Annotated in this window: 14 protein-coding genes and 1 riboswitch; of the genes, 8 read left to right on the plus strand and 6 right to left on the minus strand. The window is 41.2% G+C overall.

The window, feature by feature from the left end; translation table 11 throughout:
• Positions 1-44 precede the first annotated feature (44 nt).
• On the plus strand, positions 45-1,955 hold the full coding sequence (locus HWV01_RS16735) for an ATP-dependent DNA helicase RecQ (RefSeq protein ID WP_211672622.1): 1,911 nt from the start codon (positions 45-47) through the stop codon (positions 1,953-1,955).
• A 76-nt stretch (positions 1,956-2,031) separates the two neighbouring features.
• Here the strand turns inward: HWV01_RS16735 and HWV01_RS16740 are convergent, their stop codons facing one another.
• The gene (locus HWV01_RS16740; RefSeq protein ID WP_211672623.1) at positions 2,032-2,964 is read right to left on the minus strand and encodes a VirK/YbjX family protein; all 933 of its coding nucleotides are present in this window, start codon (positions 2,962-2,964) and stop codon (positions 2,032-2,034) included.
• 356 nt (positions 2,965-3,320) lie between these two features.
• On the minus strand, positions 3,321-4,775 hold the full coding sequence (gene nagE, locus HWV01_RS16745) for an N-acetylglucosamine-specific PTS transporter subunit IIBC (protein ID WP_211672624.1): 1,455 nt from the start codon (positions 4,773-4,775) through the stop codon (positions 3,321-3,323).
• Positions 4,776-5,065: 290 nt separating this feature from the next.
• On the opposite strand from nagE, the gene nagB reads away from it, so the two are divergent.
• The 5 genes from nagB to ribB all read left to right on the plus strand — a co-directional run bounded on the left by nagB (position 5,066) and on the right by ribB (position 9,888).
• On the plus strand, positions 5,066-5,875 hold the full coding sequence (gene nagB / locus HWV01_RS16750; protein WP_211672625.1) for a glucosamine-6-phosphate deaminase: 810 nt from the start codon (positions 5,066-5,068) through the stop codon (positions 5,873-5,875).
• 4 nt (positions 5,876-5,879) lie between these two features.
• Positions 5,880-7,016, plus strand: coding sequence for an N-acetylglucosamine-6-phosphate deacetylase (gene nagA, locus HWV01_RS16755; RefSeq protein WP_211672626.1), 1,137 nt, complete (start codon positions 5,880-5,882; stop codon positions 7,014-7,016).
• Positions 7,017-7,018: 2 nt separating this feature from the next.
• Positions 7,019-8,245, plus strand: coding sequence for an ROK family protein (locus HWV01_RS16760; RefSeq protein ID WP_211672627.1), 1,227 nt, complete (start codon positions 7,019-7,021; stop codon positions 8,243-8,245).
• Between the two features lie 187 nt (positions 8,246-8,432).
• Complete coding sequence (gene yciH / locus HWV01_RS16765) at positions 8,433-8,774, plus strand: stress response translation initiation inhibitor YciH (protein ID WP_249185352.1); 342 nt, start codon at positions 8,433-8,435, stop codon at positions 8,772-8,774.
• Positions 8,775-8,880: 106 nt separating this feature from the next.
• A riboswitch (FMN riboswitch) is annotated at positions 8,881-9,126 on the plus strand.
• A gap of 108 nt (positions 9,127-9,234) precedes the next feature.
• A complete protein-coding gene (gene ribB, locus HWV01_RS16770; protein ID WP_211672628.1) occupies positions 9,235-9,888 on the plus strand; it encodes a 3,4-dihydroxy-2-butanone-4-phosphate synthase in 654 nt (217 codons plus the stop codon).
• Between the two features lie 63 nt (positions 9,889-9,951).
• Here the strand turns inward: ribB and HWV01_RS16775 are convergent, their stop codons facing one another.
• The gene (locus HWV01_RS16775; protein WP_211672629.1) at positions 9,952-10,350 is read right to left on the minus strand and encodes a hypothetical protein; all 399 of its coding nucleotides are present in this window, start codon (positions 10,348-10,350) and stop codon (positions 9,952-9,954) included.
• 726 nt (positions 10,351-11,076) lie between these two features.
• Here HWV01_RS16775 and HWV01_RS16780 point away from each other — a divergent pair.
• On the plus strand, positions 11,077-12,282 hold the full coding sequence (locus HWV01_RS16780; protein ID WP_211672630.1) for an MFS transporter: 1,206 nt from the start codon (positions 11,077-11,079) through the stop codon (positions 12,280-12,282).
• A 67-nt stretch (positions 12,283-12,349) separates the two neighbouring features.
• Here HWV01_RS16780 and HWV01_RS16785 read toward each other — a convergent pair whose 3' ends face one another.
• Positions 12,350-14,866: an ABC transporter permease gene (locus tag HWV01_RS16785; RefSeq protein WP_211672631.1), complete on the minus strand. Its 2,517-nt coding sequence runs from the start codon at positions 14,864-14,866 to the stop codon at positions 12,350-12,352.
• The gene (locus tag HWV01_RS16790; protein ID WP_211672632.1) at positions 14,863-15,606 is read right to left on the minus strand and encodes an ABC transporter ATP-binding protein; all 744 of its coding nucleotides are present in this window, start codon (positions 15,604-15,606) and stop codon (positions 14,863-14,865) included. The genes HWV01_RS16785 and HWV01_RS16790 overlap by 4 nt, the downstream gene beginning before the upstream one ends.
• On the opposite strand from HWV01_RS16790, the gene HWV01_RS16795 reads away from it, so the two are divergent.
• Positions 15,605-16,231: an arylesterase gene (locus HWV01_RS16795; protein WP_211672633.1), complete on the plus strand. Its 627-nt coding sequence runs from the start codon at positions 15,605-15,607 to the stop codon at positions 16,229-16,231. The two genes, HWV01_RS16790 and HWV01_RS16795, sit on opposite strands and share 2 nt — an antisense overlap.
• Before the next feature lie 125 nt (positions 16,232-16,356).
• Here the strand turns inward: HWV01_RS16795 and HWV01_RS16800 are convergent, their stop codons facing one another.
• Positions 16,357-18,789, minus strand: a complete 2,433-nt coding sequence (locus tag HWV01_RS16800) for a DNA polymerase II (RefSeq protein WP_211672634.1) — start codon at positions 18,787-18,789, stop codon at positions 16,357-16,359.
• Positions 18,790-18,894 lie beyond the last annotated feature (105 nt).

Below are 18,894 nucleotides of genomic sequence, written 5' to 3' on the forward strand. Positions count from 1 at the left end.
CCCCTGCTCAACCGCCCTTTGGTTTCATAATACGAGAGACAGATATGCTGCACCAGACGTTACAACACTATTTTGGCTATGATCAATTTAGAGAAGGCCAAGAAGCTGTCATTAACAGTATTGTCAGTGGCAATTCAAGTGCAGCAATCTTTCCAACTGGCTCAGGTAAATCATTATGCTATCAGGTATCAGCCTTACACTTACCTCATTTAACCTTGGTCATTTCACCTTTATTAGCCCTAATCCAAGATCAGCTATTGTTTTTAAAGAAACATAACGTCGCGGCGGCTAAAATTGATTCGAGCATGTCAGTCGATGAAGTCAGAGATACCATGTCAAAAGTTCGTGAGGGCAAAGTAAAGATCTTAATGATCTCGGTTGAACGCTTGAAGAATGAGCGCTTTCGTAAATTCATCAAGCAAGTACCGATTTCATTATTGGTGATCGATGAAGCCCACTGTATTTCAGAATGGGGACACAACTTCCGCCCCGATTACTTGAAACTGCCGCAGTACCAAAAAGAGCTAAACATTAAACAAGCTTTATTATTAACGGCAACTGCGACACCTGCGGTGATTAAAGACATGGAAACTAAGTTTAATATCAAGCCAGAAGATATTATACAAACTGGTTTTCATCGCGCTAACCTTAGCTTATTAATGCACCCTATTGCCCAAGACAAAAAACTACATGCGCTAACTCGTTGGCTAGGTAAAAAGGCCGGACAAGCATCCATTGTCTATGTCACCTTGCAAAAAACCGCAGAAGAACTAGCCAGTGCCCTGCAACAAACAGGTATTGAAGCCGTGGCTTATCACGCAGGCATGCCCACCGAGATACGCGAAGAAGTACAGCAAAACTTCATGCGTAATGGCATCGACTGTATTGTTGCAACCATCGCCTTCGGGATGGGTATCGATAAAAGCAACATCCGTAACGTAGTGCATTTTGATTTACCTAAATCCATCGAAAACTACAGTCAGGAGATTGGCCGTGCGGGTCGTGACGGTAATGATTCACAATGCTTAGTATTGGCGAATCTAGATAACCAAAGTATTCTCGAAAACTTTGTTTACGGTGATACTCCCGAGCTCAATGGCATTGAAACGGTACTTGCCGAGATCCAAGCCGCCGGGACTGAATGGGAACATACTTTATACGGGTTATCGATGAGCAGTAACTTGCGCCAAGCCCCATTAAAAACCTTACTGGTGTATTTAGAAATGCAAGGCATCATCAAGCCACTGTATTCGTATTTTGCCGAGTACCGCTTTAAATTTTTGAAAGATCCGGCGCAAATACTCAGCCAGTTCACTGATGAAAAACGCGTGTTTATTGAAGAAATATTTAACGCATCACCAGCGAAACGAACTTGGGCAACAGTTAACTTTGAACGAATGAGTGAAGGTTATCAAGAACAGCGGAGCCGTGTGATCACCGCGTTAGAATTTTTACATGAACGCAATAATATCGTCCTTGAAAGCAAGTTAATGACTGATGTATATCAGATATTGAATTCACGTTTTGATAGTCAGCAATTAGCCGAAACTCTGCATCAACAATTTTCGCATAAAGAACAAAGTGAAATAAAACGAGTGCATGCGGTAGGCCAATATATTCAGAGTTCACAATGCTTGAGTAAAGGTTTATCAACCTACTTTGGTGATGAGAATGCGCCAGAAAAATGCGGTACTTGCTCTGTCTGTCAGGGACGTATTGCACAATTGCCGCAACCACCCAGCATGCCCCCACTATCGATAGAGCACGTTGTCGAACTAAGCCAAGCGTTTATTAATGCTTGCGACAAACAACCTACGCCAGTATTAATCACGCGTTTCTTATCCGGTATAAGTACACCGTTATTTATGAAAATGAAAGCGAAGAAGATCAGTAATTTTGCCGCGCTGCAAGCCTATCCTTATCAGCAGGTATTAGATCTTATTAGGCACAGTTGAAAAAACTAAAATCGAGAGCATAACAAATATGCTCTCGATTTTAGTTAGAAGATGTTTAGTTCAGTGATTCTATCGTCTACGTCACCTTAGACAGTGCCAGTTTACGTGCGATTTCTTCCGCTAATGCATCCAGCCATTCGTATCGTTTACGGTACATCGCGCGTTTAGTACGTTTAATGTCTTCTAGATTTTTGCGTATTTCTAGAGGACTTAATTCATAAAGGCTTTCATTATATTTTTCGGCACCCAATGATTCCCAATGCGCATCATAATTAGAAGTGACGGTTTTCTTTTTATATCGGTTGCATTGGTATATATGAGCTTTGTTATTGACTAGTAAAAGACGCTTTACATCCCAAACATTGGCAATGATGGTAAGCATCTTAATCATCATGTCCTTGGGTCTTTGCCCGTGATGCTGCTTAGTAAAGTATTTGATACGTTCATTTATTTCTGGCGAACTCTTAGGGCCTTGTAAGCCACCCACTATTATCGTTCTACCTTCACCAATATTATCACTCACACTGAAGGTGAGCGCATAGAAAACGTTGCCAGTCTCATCGAGTAACTTTAAACCCAAATCACCTTCTTTGTGATTCTTTGCACAATAGCCAAGTGAAACACTATACTCTTGCTCACCAACAAGAAATCGGGTGACTTCTAACCCTTGCGCTGAACTGTACATAGTGAGAGCCGTTTTTTCCGGTAACTGTTCAGTAATAAAATCATAGTGCTCACAAATCAGATTAATTCGTTCAACAGTCCCATTCGTGATATCGACGTAAGGACGAAATATTTTTTGTAAATACTTAGGGTGCTGTTCTAATAATAAATCAAGGTAAGGTGCTTTGATTGCCGCTTGTAGTTTATGGAAATGAGAACGATATGCAAGTGCTTGTAATACAAACTTCAAGCGATAAAACCAGCGGAACTTACGACGTCTAAACGTATTTTTATCCGAGTCAGAAAAAGCGACACCGCTTAATTCGATGAGATTTTTAGTTCGCATTTTATACCTTACTGCTGATGAATAGTTAACACACGTCACACTTTGGTTGCATTTAACGACAAAAAAGGTGATCAGCATGCAATATTTAATATTTAATTCTATCAATAATGCAATTATAAGTATATAGAATGGCTAAATGGCTTTTATAAAGGGTTAGATAAGGAAAATCTGGAGTGCAGTTAAGAACCGTAATAACAGAAAATAGGACAGTATAATCGAGGCAAAAAAAAAGCATGACATTTACTGCCATACTTTCTTTAAACTTGATTCTTAAATTAAAGCACAATTACTAATTCGTTAATCAATAGTATGTAACTCATGAATAAAATAACGAACTAGCAAGTCGTAAACAATAATTACACTAATTTTTTAAGTTCGTTCGCAACAAACTCAACCTGTGGGCCAACCACAACCTGTACTGCTGTTTTACTTGGCTTGATTACACCCGGAACATGGCGCTTAAGTTCAGCATCATTGACTAGGCTAGAGTCTTTAACTTCAAGACGTAAACGTGTCGCACAATTATCAATATGGACAAGATTATCTTTGCCGCCTACCAATTCTAAAACTTTACCTGCAACGTCAGCATGTGAAGCTTTACCCGCTTTAGCAGGAGCAGCCGCTTCGTCACCAGCGTCTTCACGACCCGGTGTTTTAAGGTCAAACTTAACAATGATAGTACGGAATGTTACGTAGTAGATTACGAAGAATGCAGCACCTTGAACAAGTAACATATACCATTGTGTTGCTAATGGATTACCTGAAGACAATACTAAGTCAACCAGACCCGCACTGAAACCAAAACCGGCCATCCAATGCATCGAGGCAGCTATGAATAGCGAGAGACCCGTTAGCAGTGCATGTATTACATATAGTACAGGGGCAACAAACATGAATGAAAATTCAATTGGTTCTGTAACGCCCGTGAAGAATGCCGCAAAGCCAGCAGCCATCATGATTGAGGTAACGCTTGCTTTATTTTCAGGTTTAGCAGTATGAATGAAAGCCAATGCCGCACCTAATAGACCGAACATCATAATTGGGAAGAAACCAGCTTGATACATGCCTGTCACACCCGGTACAGCCGTGCCTTCTGCGATTGATTTAGAACCTGCTAAAAAGTTAGGTATATCGTTAATACCTGCTACGTCAAACCAGAATACAGAGCTTAATGCATGGTGAAGACCAACAGGAATAAGCAGACGGTTAAAGAACCCATAAAGACCCGCACCCGCTGGTCCCATATCTTTAATGCCAATACCGAAACCCACTAAACCATCAAAAATCATTGGCCATACATACATAAGCACGAATGAAGCCCCCATCATAACAAAAGATGTTACGATAGGAACAAGACGACGACCACTGAAGAACGTGAGGGCTTTTGGTAATTCAACTTCACTGAAACGGTTATACAATTCAGCTGAAATAACACCCACTAGAATACCAATAAACGGGTTTTGAATTTTAGCAAATGCAGCGGAAACCTGATCAACATCCACACCTTGGATTGCAGCTACTGCAGCCGGTGAAAGCAATGTGGTTACGACTAAGAAGCCAACAAGTCCAGCAAGTGCCGCTGAACCGTCTTTATCTTTTGACATGCCGTAAGCAACACCGACAGCAAATAGAAGGGCCATATTATCAATAATAGCGCCGCCTGATTTGATAAAGAATGCAGCAAATATATTGTCACCACCCCAAGCAACTGGATCAATCCAATAACCAATACCCATTAATATAGCAGCAGCAGGTAGCACTGCTACAGGAACCATCAGTGCTCGACCGATTTTTTGTAAATAGCTAAACATACAGCCATTATCCTTATTTAAGTTTAAATCCAAATCAATGTTTTGTTCTTGTTATGAAACTGTTCAAATTCCATTAAAAGAACAGACTTTTTACTTACGCCATAACTTATTTCGTAATGTAAAGTAAGAACGATTGAATGACAAACGTAATTCACCTTTAATTCATTACAGTGTGATCTATTTCAACCATTTGAGCATAAAAAGACAAGTTTTGATGGCTGGATCCTAAAACTTAATTTACAATTTAAAAAAAGTATCAATTACCATTAAAAAATTATAGAGAGTAACGCATGAGATTAATTCCTTTACTTACCCCTGCTCAAGTTGGTCGCTGGAGCGCTGCTTACATCGCTAACAAGATTAACGCATTCAACCCAACTGCAGACAAGCCGTTTGTATTAGGTCTACCAACTGGCGGAACTCCTCTAACAACCTATAAAGAGCTAATCAAGTTACACCAAACTGGTGAAGTTAGCTTTGAACACGTTGTTACTTTCAACATGGATGAATATGTAGGTATAGATAAAGATCACCCAGAAAGCTACCGCACATTCATGTACAGCAACTTTTTCAATCACGTAAACATTCAAGATAAAAACGTTAACTTACTGAATGGTAATGCTGACGATCTGGATGCTGAATGCCAGCGTTATGAAGACAAAATTAAGAGCTACGGTCAAATTAACCTATTCATGGGTGGCGTTGGCGTTGATGGTCACATCGCATTTAACGAACCAGCTTCATCACTGGCTTCACGCACTCGCATCAAAACACTAACAGAAGACACGCGTATTGCTAATTCACGTTTCTTCGATAACGATATTAGCCAAGTGCCAAGACTCGCGCTTACCGTTGGCGTAGGCACACTATTAGACTCACAAGAAATCTTAGTGTTAATCACTGGTCATAATAAAGCCCAAGCACTTGAAGCGGCTGTCGAAGGTAGTGTTAACCACCTTTGGACAATCTCTGCGCTACAGTTACACCCTAAATCAATCATTGCTTGTGACGAACCAGCAACGATGGAATTAAAAGTGAAAACTGTACGCTACTTTAAAGAGCTAGAAGCAGAAAACATTCAAAGCTTTATTGCGGAGTAAGCCCATGTATGCACTCACTAATTGTACTATCTACACAAACGACAGTGTGTTAACTGAGCACTGTGTAATTGTCGATGGTGAATACATTCATGACCTAGTTGCTGTCGCAGATTGCCCAGCAGATATCGAACGTATTGACCTTGCCGGTGCAAGCTTAACTGCTGGTTTTATTGATTTACAACTCAATGGTTGCGGTGGTGTATTGTTTAATACGGATATCAGTATTAACACCCTTGAAATCATGCAACAAACCAACGAGCGCTTTGGCTGTACTAGCTACTTGCCAACATTGATCACGGCTACCGACACAGAAATGAAGTCTGCGATTGATACGATGACGGCGTATTTAGAAAAACACAGCAACCAAGCACTCGGCTTGCATTTAGAAGGTCCTTACCTGTCTACAGCGAAGAAAGGTATTCACAGTATTAATCTTATTCGTCGCAGTGAACAAACGATGATCGACCATATCTGTACCAATAGTGCAGTAATCAGCAAAGTAACCTTAGCACCAGAAAATACTGACGCGGCACACATTGCACAGTTAACCGCAGCAGACGTATTAGTATCAGTTGGCCACACGAACGCAACGTACACCGAATGCATGCAAGGTTTTGAAGCTGGTGCGCGTTTTGCGACGCATTTGTTTAATGCCATGAGCTCAATTACGGGTCGTGATCCAGGTGTTGTTGGCGCAATTTACGATCATAAAGAGGTTTACGCCGGTATTATCGTTGATGGCCACCATGTCGATTACGCGAATGTACGCATGAGCCATAAGTTAATGGGCGAAAAATTAGTCTTAGTGACTGATGCCGTCGCGCCAGCGGGGGCCAACATCGAATCTTTTGACTTTGTTGGCACAGAAGTGTTCTATCGTGATGGTAAATGTGTTGGTGCCGATGGTACACTAGGCGGTTCAGCATTAACGATGATCGAAGCAGTTGAAAATACAGTGAAATATGTTGGCTTACCGCTGGCAGAAACACTACGTATGGCAAACCTATACCCAGCAAAAGCAATTGGTGTAGCAGATAAACTTGGTAGCATTGCAAAAGGCAAAGTTGCGAATTTAACAGCCTTCAATGCCGACTTCACCGTTATCAAAACGATTGTAAACGGAAAAGTGAAAAGCTTCTAATTATGAAACATAGCCCAGTCGCCAATATTGAATTTATTAAACAAGTAAATACCGCTTCTGTTTATCGCCTTATCGATGAACAAAAGCAAATCTCACGTGTCGCTTTAGCAAAACTAAGCGAGCTAGCGCCTGCAAGTATTACGAAGATGGCACGTCAATTAATGGCGGCAGGGTTAATTAAAGAAATTGCACAGCAAGCCTCGACAGGTGGTCGACCAGCGATATCACTGACCTGCGAGATAGAAAAATTTGTCTTTGTAAGTGGTAAACTTGGTCGTAATAATTTAACCATCGCATTGCATGATATTGCAGGGACTAAGCTCACGACTTACCGTGTTGCTTTAGACACTGCACCAGACAACAATGTGATCCCATTTTTATTAGCACAGATTGCCGATTTCATCGACGCTAATATCAATACTGATTTACAACGTTTGATCGCCATTGCAGTGACATCACCCGGTTTGATCGACCGTGAATCAGGTACCATTGTGTATCTACCAAAACACAATCTAAAAGATATCCCACTCGGAAGCCTACTCACCAAAAAGTTTAGTGTTCCCACGTATATTGCCAACCACACCCAATCACTGTCATTAGCTGAGTTGTACTTTGGTGCAGCGCAAGATTGCCAAGACAGTGTGTTACTGTCCGTTCATGATGGTGTTGGTTCAGGTATCATTAATAACGGTAAAATCTTTACCAACCACAATAATCAAGTAGGTGAAATAGGACATATTCGCATTGATCCTCTCGGTTTACCTTGTCATTGTGGCAGCCATGGTTGTTTAGAAACGATAGCCTCTAATGAAGCGATCCTTAAACAGATAACAGGGTTAATTAATCAAGGTCACGAAACCAGCCTCACGATCGAAGGCTTAACTATCGAAGGCATCTGTAGTGCCGCAAATAGCGGTGACGAATTAGCCGTACAAGTATTACAACGCGTGAGTAAATTACTCGGTCAAGCAATCGCAATCATCGTTAACTTGTTCAATCCACAAAAATTGTTAATCAAGGGCGAGATTGTCGCAGCAAAAGAATTAATCTTCCCGATTATTGAACACAGTGTACAACAACATGCTTTAGGTAGTTTTGTACCAAACGTAGTGATTAACGAAGCACAGTTTCAAAATGAACCCTCTATGGCCGGTGTAGCGTTAGTCCGAAAAGCGCTATTGGAAGGTAGCCTGCTCAATCATATCATTCATGAATATGATAATAGCTAGCATAATTTCAGAATAAATAATCCGCCTTAAACTCACCAATACAGTTTAGGGCGGGCTCATTTCTAGCGTTATCATTTTTACTTTTATTTGCTATAATCCCCTACTCAGCATTGCTGATGATACCAATGCGTTAAATAAGTAATAATCTATTTATTCGGATTGGTATAATCCCTTTTATTGACTGTTAATGAGTATTGATATGCATTTCGATGACAATATCCGCATGGTTTTCTCAACCGAAAGCGGCCGTATTAAAGAAGAAAAACACGTTGAAACGGCACCTGAAGGTGATGGCATTGTACGTATTCGCCGCGAAACCAAAGGCCGTAAAGGTAAAGGCGCGACGACGATTAGCGGTATAGCATTACCTGAAAAAGAATTAAAAGCGCTAGCGAAAGAGTTGAAAAAGAAAAGCGGTGTTGGTGGCAGTGTCAAAGATTTCATCATCGAAATCCAAGGTGATCAGCGTGACATGGCAAAAGAATTTTTAGAGAAAAAAGGCTACACAGTAAAACTCGCAGGCGGCTAATCATCTCACGTAAGCGCTAAACTAACCATCACTTTAAACACTTGTTATTTATCTCAAATCAAGGCAACATAACCTTGTCGACGGTGATCACATGATCATTAATCGATTAAATTCTCAGGGCGGGGTGTAATTCCCCACCGGCGGTAATAATCAGGCGGTCGATTTATTCGTCACCTATTTCAGCCCGCGAGCGCCTAAGTGACTTATGTTTATAAAGTCTTCTGATTTAATAAACATAAGTCACTTAGGGTCAGCAGATCTGGTGAACGCTATGCCCCATAGCCTAGTCCAGAGCCGACGGTAATGTACATACATATCATGTATGGCTAAGTCCGGATGAGAGAGAATGTAAGATGCGTTAACATCTACCTTGGTAGATGATTAATCACGCACCTCTAATTCTGCACGCCCTGATTCTGGAACCCAATATTTATATAGTTGTATATTAAGGATTTAAACCATGAATCAGTCTTTACTTTCCCCTTTTGGCAACGCGATCACGCGTGTTGAAACTGCACTAACAGCATTACGTTTAGGCAAAGGGGTTTTAGTTGTTGATGATGAAGACCGCGAAAATGAAGGCGATATGGTGTATGCGGCTGAATCGCTTACCAATGAACAAATGGCATTACTGATCCGAGAAGGCAGTGGTATTGTTTGTGTTTGTCTACCTGACGAGCGTGTTAAACATTTAGAGCTTGCACCTATGGTTGAGAACAACTCAAGCCAGTACGGTACTGCGTTTACTGTGAGTATCGAAGCGGCCGTTGGCGTAACAACAGGCGTATCGGCTGCTGATCGCGTTACCACAATTAAAGCTGCGATTGCCGATGATGCAATGCCAAGTGATTTGGCACGTCCAGGTCATGTTTACCCGCTACGCGCACAACCAGGTGGTGTATTAACACGCCGTGGCCATACCGAAGGGACCATTGATTTAATGAAACTCGCGGGGCTAAAACCTGCAGGTGTATTATGTGAAGTAACCAATCCTGACGGTACAATGGCACGTTTACCAGAAATCATTACTTTTGGTGAAAAGCACGACTTACCAGTATTAACGATTGAAGATATTGTGACTTATCGTAACGCACAGTTAGATCAAGTCGGTTAATCGTTTTAAATAAAAAAGGCACTGTAATTACGATTATTAGCTTCAATTCACGCTCATTTATCGTTAAACATCAGTGCCTTTATACATAGCAACCTTGATAAAGAACACCATAAACAGCAAATCATTTAAGCCGTAGATGGTATAAAATATACCGGCAAATAAGTCTGTTTCATACAGGCTAAATAAATTATGCGTGCTTAACCAATACACCCATGCGCCCACGTATACCAATTTTTCTATCGCAAAAACTGAGACTAACAAACGAATATTACCCTTGGTCATCGCGGCAGCAAAATATGCCAGTCCCCATACCATGATCATGACTAAACCAAAGTTAGACATCACAACAGGGTCTGCATCATTAATGGCCGTATTACTAAACAATTGCGAGAACGTCAGTACTCCACCAATATTAACCAGCGCAGCTAATATGAGGCCATATTTAATTACCGTTTTATTCATTACGACTTCCTTATTAAATTTCTATATGTATCTATTGGTTTATGACAACAATCTAAAACATAAACTCCAATTATATTGATAATAATTTAGATAGTTTAATAAGGAGCACAGCAATAACATAATTCTTCATGGGTCATACAAGGCGCGCTTAGAATTAGTCGCTTTTATTTGAACTACGGTTGTAATTAATAATACCATTAACAAAAATTAAGCAGGGCATGAGCATCATAAAAACAGCGAATATTGCATAATAATAAAAAGCCATAAATTTTATTTTCCTAGTTAAAATTGAGATGCGGTGTTAAATCCATAAAACAAAGCAAATAATTCCAATAATTAGCTAGTTTAACAGAGCTGTATTTCATACCCATAATTGTATACACAAATACGCTAATGCATTCAAGCTATGTTACAAAGTGTACCTTCAGGATACTAAGCACTAAGCATATATTACTTTTTGAGTATTTATTAGTGTTATTAACCCAAATTGTGGGTATGATCTATTCCAAAAGGATTAGATTTAGGATGAGTTCTTGGATATACATCATTTAAATAACGAAAAACGATGTCAAAATTTTGCAGCCATGTCTGGACACCTACGTCATCTCTCAATAACATGCGCCTCACTGACTGCCAGTATCGGGTTTATCACCAATTTCCCCGATCAAGCAAGTTCGATTAGGGTCATTTAATTATTAATAGTAATCAATATGTTAAAGGAATAAAATGATCAGATTAACATGGAAGCAAAAAATCGGCGCCGTCACCGGTAATGCCTTAGAGTTTTATGATATTGCGGTATTCGCTTCAATTTCAGGCTTTATTTCAGTGTTATTTGCCCATCAAGGTATTGAACACGCCGAATACGTGGTGTGGGGGATATTCGCATTACGCTTTTTAGTCCGACCACTCGGTGGACTTGTTATTGGTCATTATGCAAAAAAACACGGCGTACGCGCGGCATTAATATTAACCAACTTCATGATAGGTCTTGCAACACTGTGTATGGCGTTCATGCCGGTTGAAGCACTTGGAAAGTATATCGTTGTCACCTTTTTATTACTGCAAATTGTACAAGCATTTAGCTTCGGTGGTGAATACCCAACCTTGATATCTTATTTACATCAAGGCACTGACCAAGTAGACAAATCTAAAACCAGTAGCCTGATTGTCGCCAGTTCATTAGTCGGTGTTGTCATATCATTAGTTGTTGTTTACGCCTTAAATCAGATACTAACGGTTGAAGAAATGAATGACTTTGGTTGGCGATTACCGCTATTAGTCGGTGTATTGAACACCTTAATGAGCCTTTATTTCCGCTTGTCACTGCCTGAATTACTAGCGGTTAAAACAGTCATTATACCAATGCAACGCTCAACGCTCATCTTACGTATTTTTATGGTGACCATTATCGGTGCGGTAATTTTCTATACTCAAAATTTTGCCAGTAAAATGATTGGTGAAGAATTAGCGATTGCTAACTTACCGCTAATTAATTCATTGCTGTTATTACTCACACTCGCAATAACAGGTTGGCTAACAGATAAATATAGCTCTGTTACACAGGCATTCCGTTTAGCTAGCATCGCATTAATTTTATTTTCTACCCCACTATTCCTCATGCTATCGAGTGGTAACGCTATTTATATGACGCTTTCAATTATCCTATTTACCCTTATCTCAGGATTTCTATTGGGTAATCTAGCAGCCGTATTATGGCAGGAGTCAGAAAGGGATATTATTGCGCTCGGTTTTGGCTATAACATCGCCTTGTCATTATTTGGTGGCGCAACACCACTCATCGTTGGCCTATTAATTCCTGAAGGGTTCGTATTTGTTGGTCTATACGTTGCATTAGCAGCAATCCCAGCACTCGTGATACTTTCGCGTCCGAATACGAAAGTAAATACTAAGGCACAAACAGCCAGGTAACCCACCATTTAGCTGTGCCACGTTGAACGTCATGGCACAGCATCTCGGTTAGTTGAATAAGTTCAAATCACATGGTCCGCCTAATTAGCGTCACACTCGACATATTTAATAAACGCCAACAACTAAGTAAACCAATCAGACCAACAAAGCCCGCACCTGCACCGATCCCTAACAACCAATACTGAAAATGGAACGTCCCAGGCATCTCGAAGATACGACTTTGTAAAATATACACGCCCAGCTCCATGGCAATACTCGCCATCAGTCCAGCTAATGCGCCTAAGGCTACAAATTCAAATAACACACTATGACGAAGTAAGCGGCCACTTGCACCAAGGGTACGTAAAATAGCAAGTTCACGTTCACGCTCTTCCATACTCGCTTGTACCTGCGCCACTAATACTAGACTGCCGGCCAATACCACCAGCACCAAAATAAACTCAATGGCAATGGAGACCTGCCCTATCACACTTCTTAGCTGGGTAATAATAGCGTCCACATCAATTAAGGTAATGGTCGGATACTGGCTCAAGAAATCCTGCAAAGCATCAGTTGCATCATCTGGTACATATAACGATGAAATATAAGTTGCAGGGAAATCAGATAGCACATGCTGGTTAAAGATCATGTAAAAGTTAGGTTGCAGCGTTTGCCAGTTCACTTTACGAATACTGCTAACCATCACTTGTACTTCTTCACTGCCCAATTGGAACGTTAAGTGATCCCCGACAGCGACATCTAACTTATCTGCTAATGTCGATTCGATAGACACTAACGCGCGGGTATCTTCTGGCTGCCACCAGCTACCAGCAATTAAACTATTTTCATAAGGGATCACATCACGCCAAGTCAGGTTTAGCTCTCGACCCACACCACGGCGGCCATTATCAGCAGACTTAGTTTCTTCCTTACTCACACGTTTAGTCACTTGGTCATCATTAATTTTGGTTAATCGACCACGAACAACGGGAAATAGGCCGCTGGATTCAATGCCTAACGCGTCAACAAAATTGTCTACTTGCTCGACTTGGCTGGCCGTAATATTGACTAAAAATCGATTGGCACTGTTATCCGGTAATTGCTTCTGCCAGTCATCAATGAGGCCATTCTTCATGACCACAATAACCAATAGCAGTTGAATAGCGATGGTAAAACTAATCAATTGCACCGCATTTTCATTAGCACGACGTTTCAAATTGGCTAGCGCTAAATGCCACGATTTTCCAGCCTTACTGCCCGCAGAACGTCCCACAGACATAAACAAACGACCAATAACGAGCAGTACGAATGCGACCAGCATACCGCCAATTAATAACGCTGCACTTAGCACTGCATCTTGGCTAAACAAATACAGCAGCGTAAAAATAGCGAATAACGCAGGTAGCGGACTCATTAACCTCGTCAACAAACTATTTTTATCGCTACTATCACGACCGCGTAACAGGGTCATAGGCGAAGTGTTTACCAACTCTCTTAATGGTGTGATCGCAAAAGCCACAGCGCAAATAATGCCCGTAACAATCGCGACTAAGAAGGGATATGCCATATTACCTGTGCTCGAGGTATCAAGATAATCGCGCATGGCATACAAACCAATATTCAATATCAGATAGCCCACAATTAGCCCTAAACTGATACTCAGTACACTCAATAGCGACCAATGCAGGCAATATAGTTTAGTCACATAACGCTTAGATGCCCCCATAGCTTTGAACACCGCCACCACAGATTGATGACGCTGACTATAACGACGGCTTGCGACCGCAACTGCAACTGAGGCTAAAACAATGCCCAGCATACTGGCTAATGACAAGTATTTATCCGCTTTAGTTAACGCTCTCGCCAAAGGTGAATTTTGTGATTTGATATCATACCAACGCTGGTTATCAGTCAACTGTGGTTTGAACCATTGCTCAAATGTGGTGATATTGTCGGTTTCTCCTGCGAACAGGTATTTATAACTTAGTCGACTACCCGGTTGAATAAGTTCGGTTCGCTGTACATCTTGAGTATTAATAAACACCACAGGACCAGAACTAAACACACTAAACGACGCATCCGGTATTTGCGTGATCACCCCTGTGACTTTAAAACGCATGACGCCGACTTCAATGCTATCGCCAAGCTTAATGCCTAACTGTCTTAATCCTTTCGCTTCTAACCAAGCTTCACCGGATTTCGGTGAATTGGCCGCAACCGCTTGTGAAGCATCTAACGACGGACTTACCAATAATTCACCGCGTAATGGATAGGTATCCGATACCGCCGATAAGGCCGCCAACGCCATCTGATCATCAGTGAATACCATCGATGACATTTGTATCTGTTGAGCTTGGATTAACGCCAAACTTGTTGCTTTGGCTAATACCGCAGGATCAATAACACTGCCGGTATCCAATACTCGATCCGCTGCAATAAAGGTACTACTCTCGGCGGTTAATGCTTGTTTAACACGACTAGAAAAACCCGATAAAGCAAATACCGCAGACACAGCTAATACGATCGCCAATAAGATAATGGTCAATTCACCGCGTTTTAATTCGTGTTTTAATAAACGCAGGGAGTGGTTTCGCCAATAACTCATAACGACTCACTTAACTGCTGTTTTGTCGCTAAAGGCTCTGTAACTAAAGACTCAACATTCGCTTCTATTAACTGGCCACTGTCCATGATCACTTGGCGCTGGCAACGCGCGGCTAATTTAGGGTCGTGAGTGACTAATATTAAGGTGGTACCCTCTTGCTTGTTAATTTCAAACAACAACTCAGCAATGTGTAATCCCGTTTTTGTGTCTAAGTTACCTGTAGGTTCATCGGCAAAAAGAATGTCGGGTTTAGAAATAAAGGCACGGGCAATCGCCACTCGCTGCTGCTCACCACCCGACAATTGTGACGGGTAATGTTCGGCTCTGTCGGTTAAATCAACTTTGGCTAATAATTCTCGCGCTAATTGTTCGGGATTATTCATACCTGCTAACTCAGCCGGTAACATGATATTTTCCAATGCTGTTAAGCTATTTATAAGTAAGAACTGCTGAAAAATAAAACCAACATGTTTCGCACGAACCGCACTTCGTTTTTCTTCATTGAATTGGTGCAATGGCTGATTTTTAAGAAAAACTTCACCGCTCGAAGGTAAATCGAGTCCCGCTATAATAGACAATAGGGTAGACTTACCAGAGCCAGACGCACCAACAATCGCTAATGAATCACCTGCTACCACAGCTAAATCCATCGGATGTAATATATCGAGGATTTTAGCCTCTGTTTTAACTGATTTAGTTAAGGCACTTACTTTTAATATAACGTCGGAATTTAGCTTCATGTTTAAAAATGCCTTTAAAGTATTATTATTGATGGTTACCTTGTTACCTGCAGCACATGCCACAGCTAACCATAAAATTTTATTATTGGGTGATAGCCTTAGTGCCAGTTATGGTATGACACAAAGTGAAGGCTGGGTAACCCTGCTTAATCAACAGTTAGTAAAGCAAAATGCCCCGTATAATATTATCAATGCCAGTATCAGTGGTGAGACTACCGCTGGCGGCCTGTCTCGGTTACCGGGTATTTTAGCCAAGCAATCAATTGATACACTGATCATCGAACTCGGTGGTAACGACGGCTTACGTGGTTTTCCACCCAAGTTAATCAAAAAAAATCTGACTAAAATGATAGAGCTAGCACACGCGCAGAATATTCCTGTGTATGTGATGAATATTCGTATTCCACCTAATTATGGTCCACGCTACAGCAAAATGTTTACCGATGTATTTACGCAGGTTGGCAGTGAAAAAGACATTACCGTGTTACCGTTTTTCATGGAGCAGATCGCTATCGACCCAAGCTTAATGCAGAACGACGGTATTCACCCTAACCGCACTGCACAAGCTAAAATTGCCGATATTATGTCAAAGCAATTAGCCGTCATTTATAGTGAGCATAACTAATATTGATGAATGAATAATGCATGTTCATAAATCTATGACATATTAAGATAAACTAGTTTGTCTTAATATGTCAGGATACGTTTCACAAATGCGGGTAAAGTACTGTCAGGGGAGTTGTGGTAGGATTAAAATAATCCCATTTGTTGATCGGTTATCAAATCAAAACTCAAGCCAATAAAAGGCAAGATACCATCAGCAATGGGTTTAATTTGTTTTTCAATGTAATGCTCAAAATCGAGTACCGAATGTTGATGCTCGACAGCTTCAGGGCCACTCAGGGTTAACACATAACTGATCCACGCTTTATGCTGATAACGTAACGGTTGCCCTAATTGACGATTCTTCTCATCAGCAGCACGCGCCGCTTTTACATGTGGCGGCACGTTCTTCACATAAGCAGACAACTCTTGGCGTAAACGCTTACGATAAACCAACTTATCGTTAAACTCACCAGCTAAGGTCCTTTCTACAATTTCCAGCACATAATCTTCGACTGCTAAGCCATGAAATACCCGATGATATAACTCCATTTGGAACATTTTGGCTAAATCAGTCCAATCGGTACGTACGGTTTCCAGCCCTTTAAAAATCAGTTTTTCACCGTCTTTGGTATTCACTAATCCGGCATAGCGCTTTTTACTGCCTTTATCCAAGCCACGGATAGTCGGCATTAAAAACTTGTGATAATGCACTTCGTATTCAATATCTAAGAAACAGTTAATATCGTAATCTTCGCGTAAGTGTCGCTGCCATTGCTGATTAATATAGTCGGTCAACTCTGCGCCCATACGATCGGCCTGTTCACTACGATCACCCTCGGTAAACTTGGCGGCATCGAGTAATACAAAGGTGGAATCGGTATCGCCGTAAATCACCTTATATCCCTGCTCTTCAATCCATTTTGCGGTAGTCTGCATGATTTCTTGCCCACGCATGGTGATCGACGAGGCTAAACGGGTATCATAAAAACGACAACCTCCCGACCCTAACACCCCATAAAACGAATTCATTAAGATTTTAATGGCCTGTGAACGGGCAGCATCTTTATCGAGTTTGGCTTGATCACGCTGCGACCACAGTTCGGTAATAATATCGGGAAGGTAATGCTTTTCACGATCAAACAAACCACCACGGAAACCCGGAATCGCCTCAGTTGGGTTTTGAACCCCTTCTAGCAACCCTACCGGATCAATTTTAAAGGTGCGAATAATTGACGGATACAGACTTTTAAAATCCAGTACGATGACATGATCATACAAGCCAGGAAATGAATCCATCACATAACCGCCAGGACTTGCCATTACCCCACTCTCACGCAGATTTGGCGCGATATAACCCGCGCGATGTAACTTAGGCAGGTACACATTGGTAAACGCCAGTACCGAACCACCGTTACGATCTAGCTCTAAACCAGTTAACTGCGAGCGTAGTAATAAAAAATCTAACAAACGGGTTTTAACAAAAATATCCCACACTAAGACGCAATCTTGCAGATTATATTTCGCTAATTTGACCTTATTGAAATGAAAGTCGTGATTGATCTGTTCCATGCGATTATCGACATCATCAGTATCTTTACCAACACCGAGAATCTCTTGTGCCACGTTTTCTAAACTAAAACTTGGGAAGCTATAGGTTGCAGTTTTTAGACTATCAATACCATCAACCACCACCCGACCATGTAAGGTTAAAAATCCTTGCTGTTGTGGTGTACGGCCATCTCGCCAATGCAGGTTTTGCCCACCTCGACCCAATGCTAATTTAAGATTATGGAATGTGGCACGTTGGGCTAATAAACGGAAATCAAAGTTAATCACGTTCCAACCAATAAAGATGTCGGGATCGTAACTGATCACAAAGGCTTGCAGCGCCAGTAATAAACTTTTCTCGTCGGCAACCCAATGGATTAACGGCTCGCTTTCAGGAGTTTGTGCTAAATCGCGCTCAGGCTGTTCACCTATCATGTATACCCGTTTAAAGGGCTGACCGTCTGGGCAATACGCAGGGCTTAGGGAATACAAACCGATAGAGTAAAGCTCTCCGTGTTCTGAACATTCGATATCCAGTGAGATCTGTTTTATTTTATCGACTAAGTTATCTGGCAGTTCCGCTGGTTTAAGCTGCGCTTGTTGAAATTCAACATAACCTTTGCGTTGTACAGGCGTGCCCATGAACTCGACTGCGCCTTTGATAAAACGCTCCATTAAGTAACGCTCAGGCGGGCGAATATCGGCTTCTAATACAGTGACCAGCTTACGTCTTAATAACTCTTGTGCGCGATGGTAATCATGGGAAGTCCGGAAATAAAACGCACTCATAAGTTCTAAATCAAAACTGCGCATTTTCAGATTTTTATAAGTAAAACGTGGATTCAATTCACTTAAACAAGCCAATGCAGTCGTGAGTTGATCTTGAGGAATGAACATCACCAGCGGCTGGGTTGCCGGGATCAGTTTAACCGCACCCATTTCAGATGCTAACCAGTAACTTAATTCATTGTTACCATTACGATCACGGCTATGGCGCGATAATAAAAAACCCAGATATGTAGCAGACAAAATTAACCAGAAAAAGTAGTTTAAGACTGGTTAAGTGTACAGCATTTTTAGAGGTGTGAAAATATTTACGCAAAGACGTAATCGGATACCATCAATTGTTAGTTA

This window comes from Moritella sp. 5, assembly GCF_018219455.1.
Classification (GTDB): domain Bacteria; phylum Pseudomonadota; class Gammaproteobacteria; order Enterobacterales; family Moritellaceae; genus Moritella.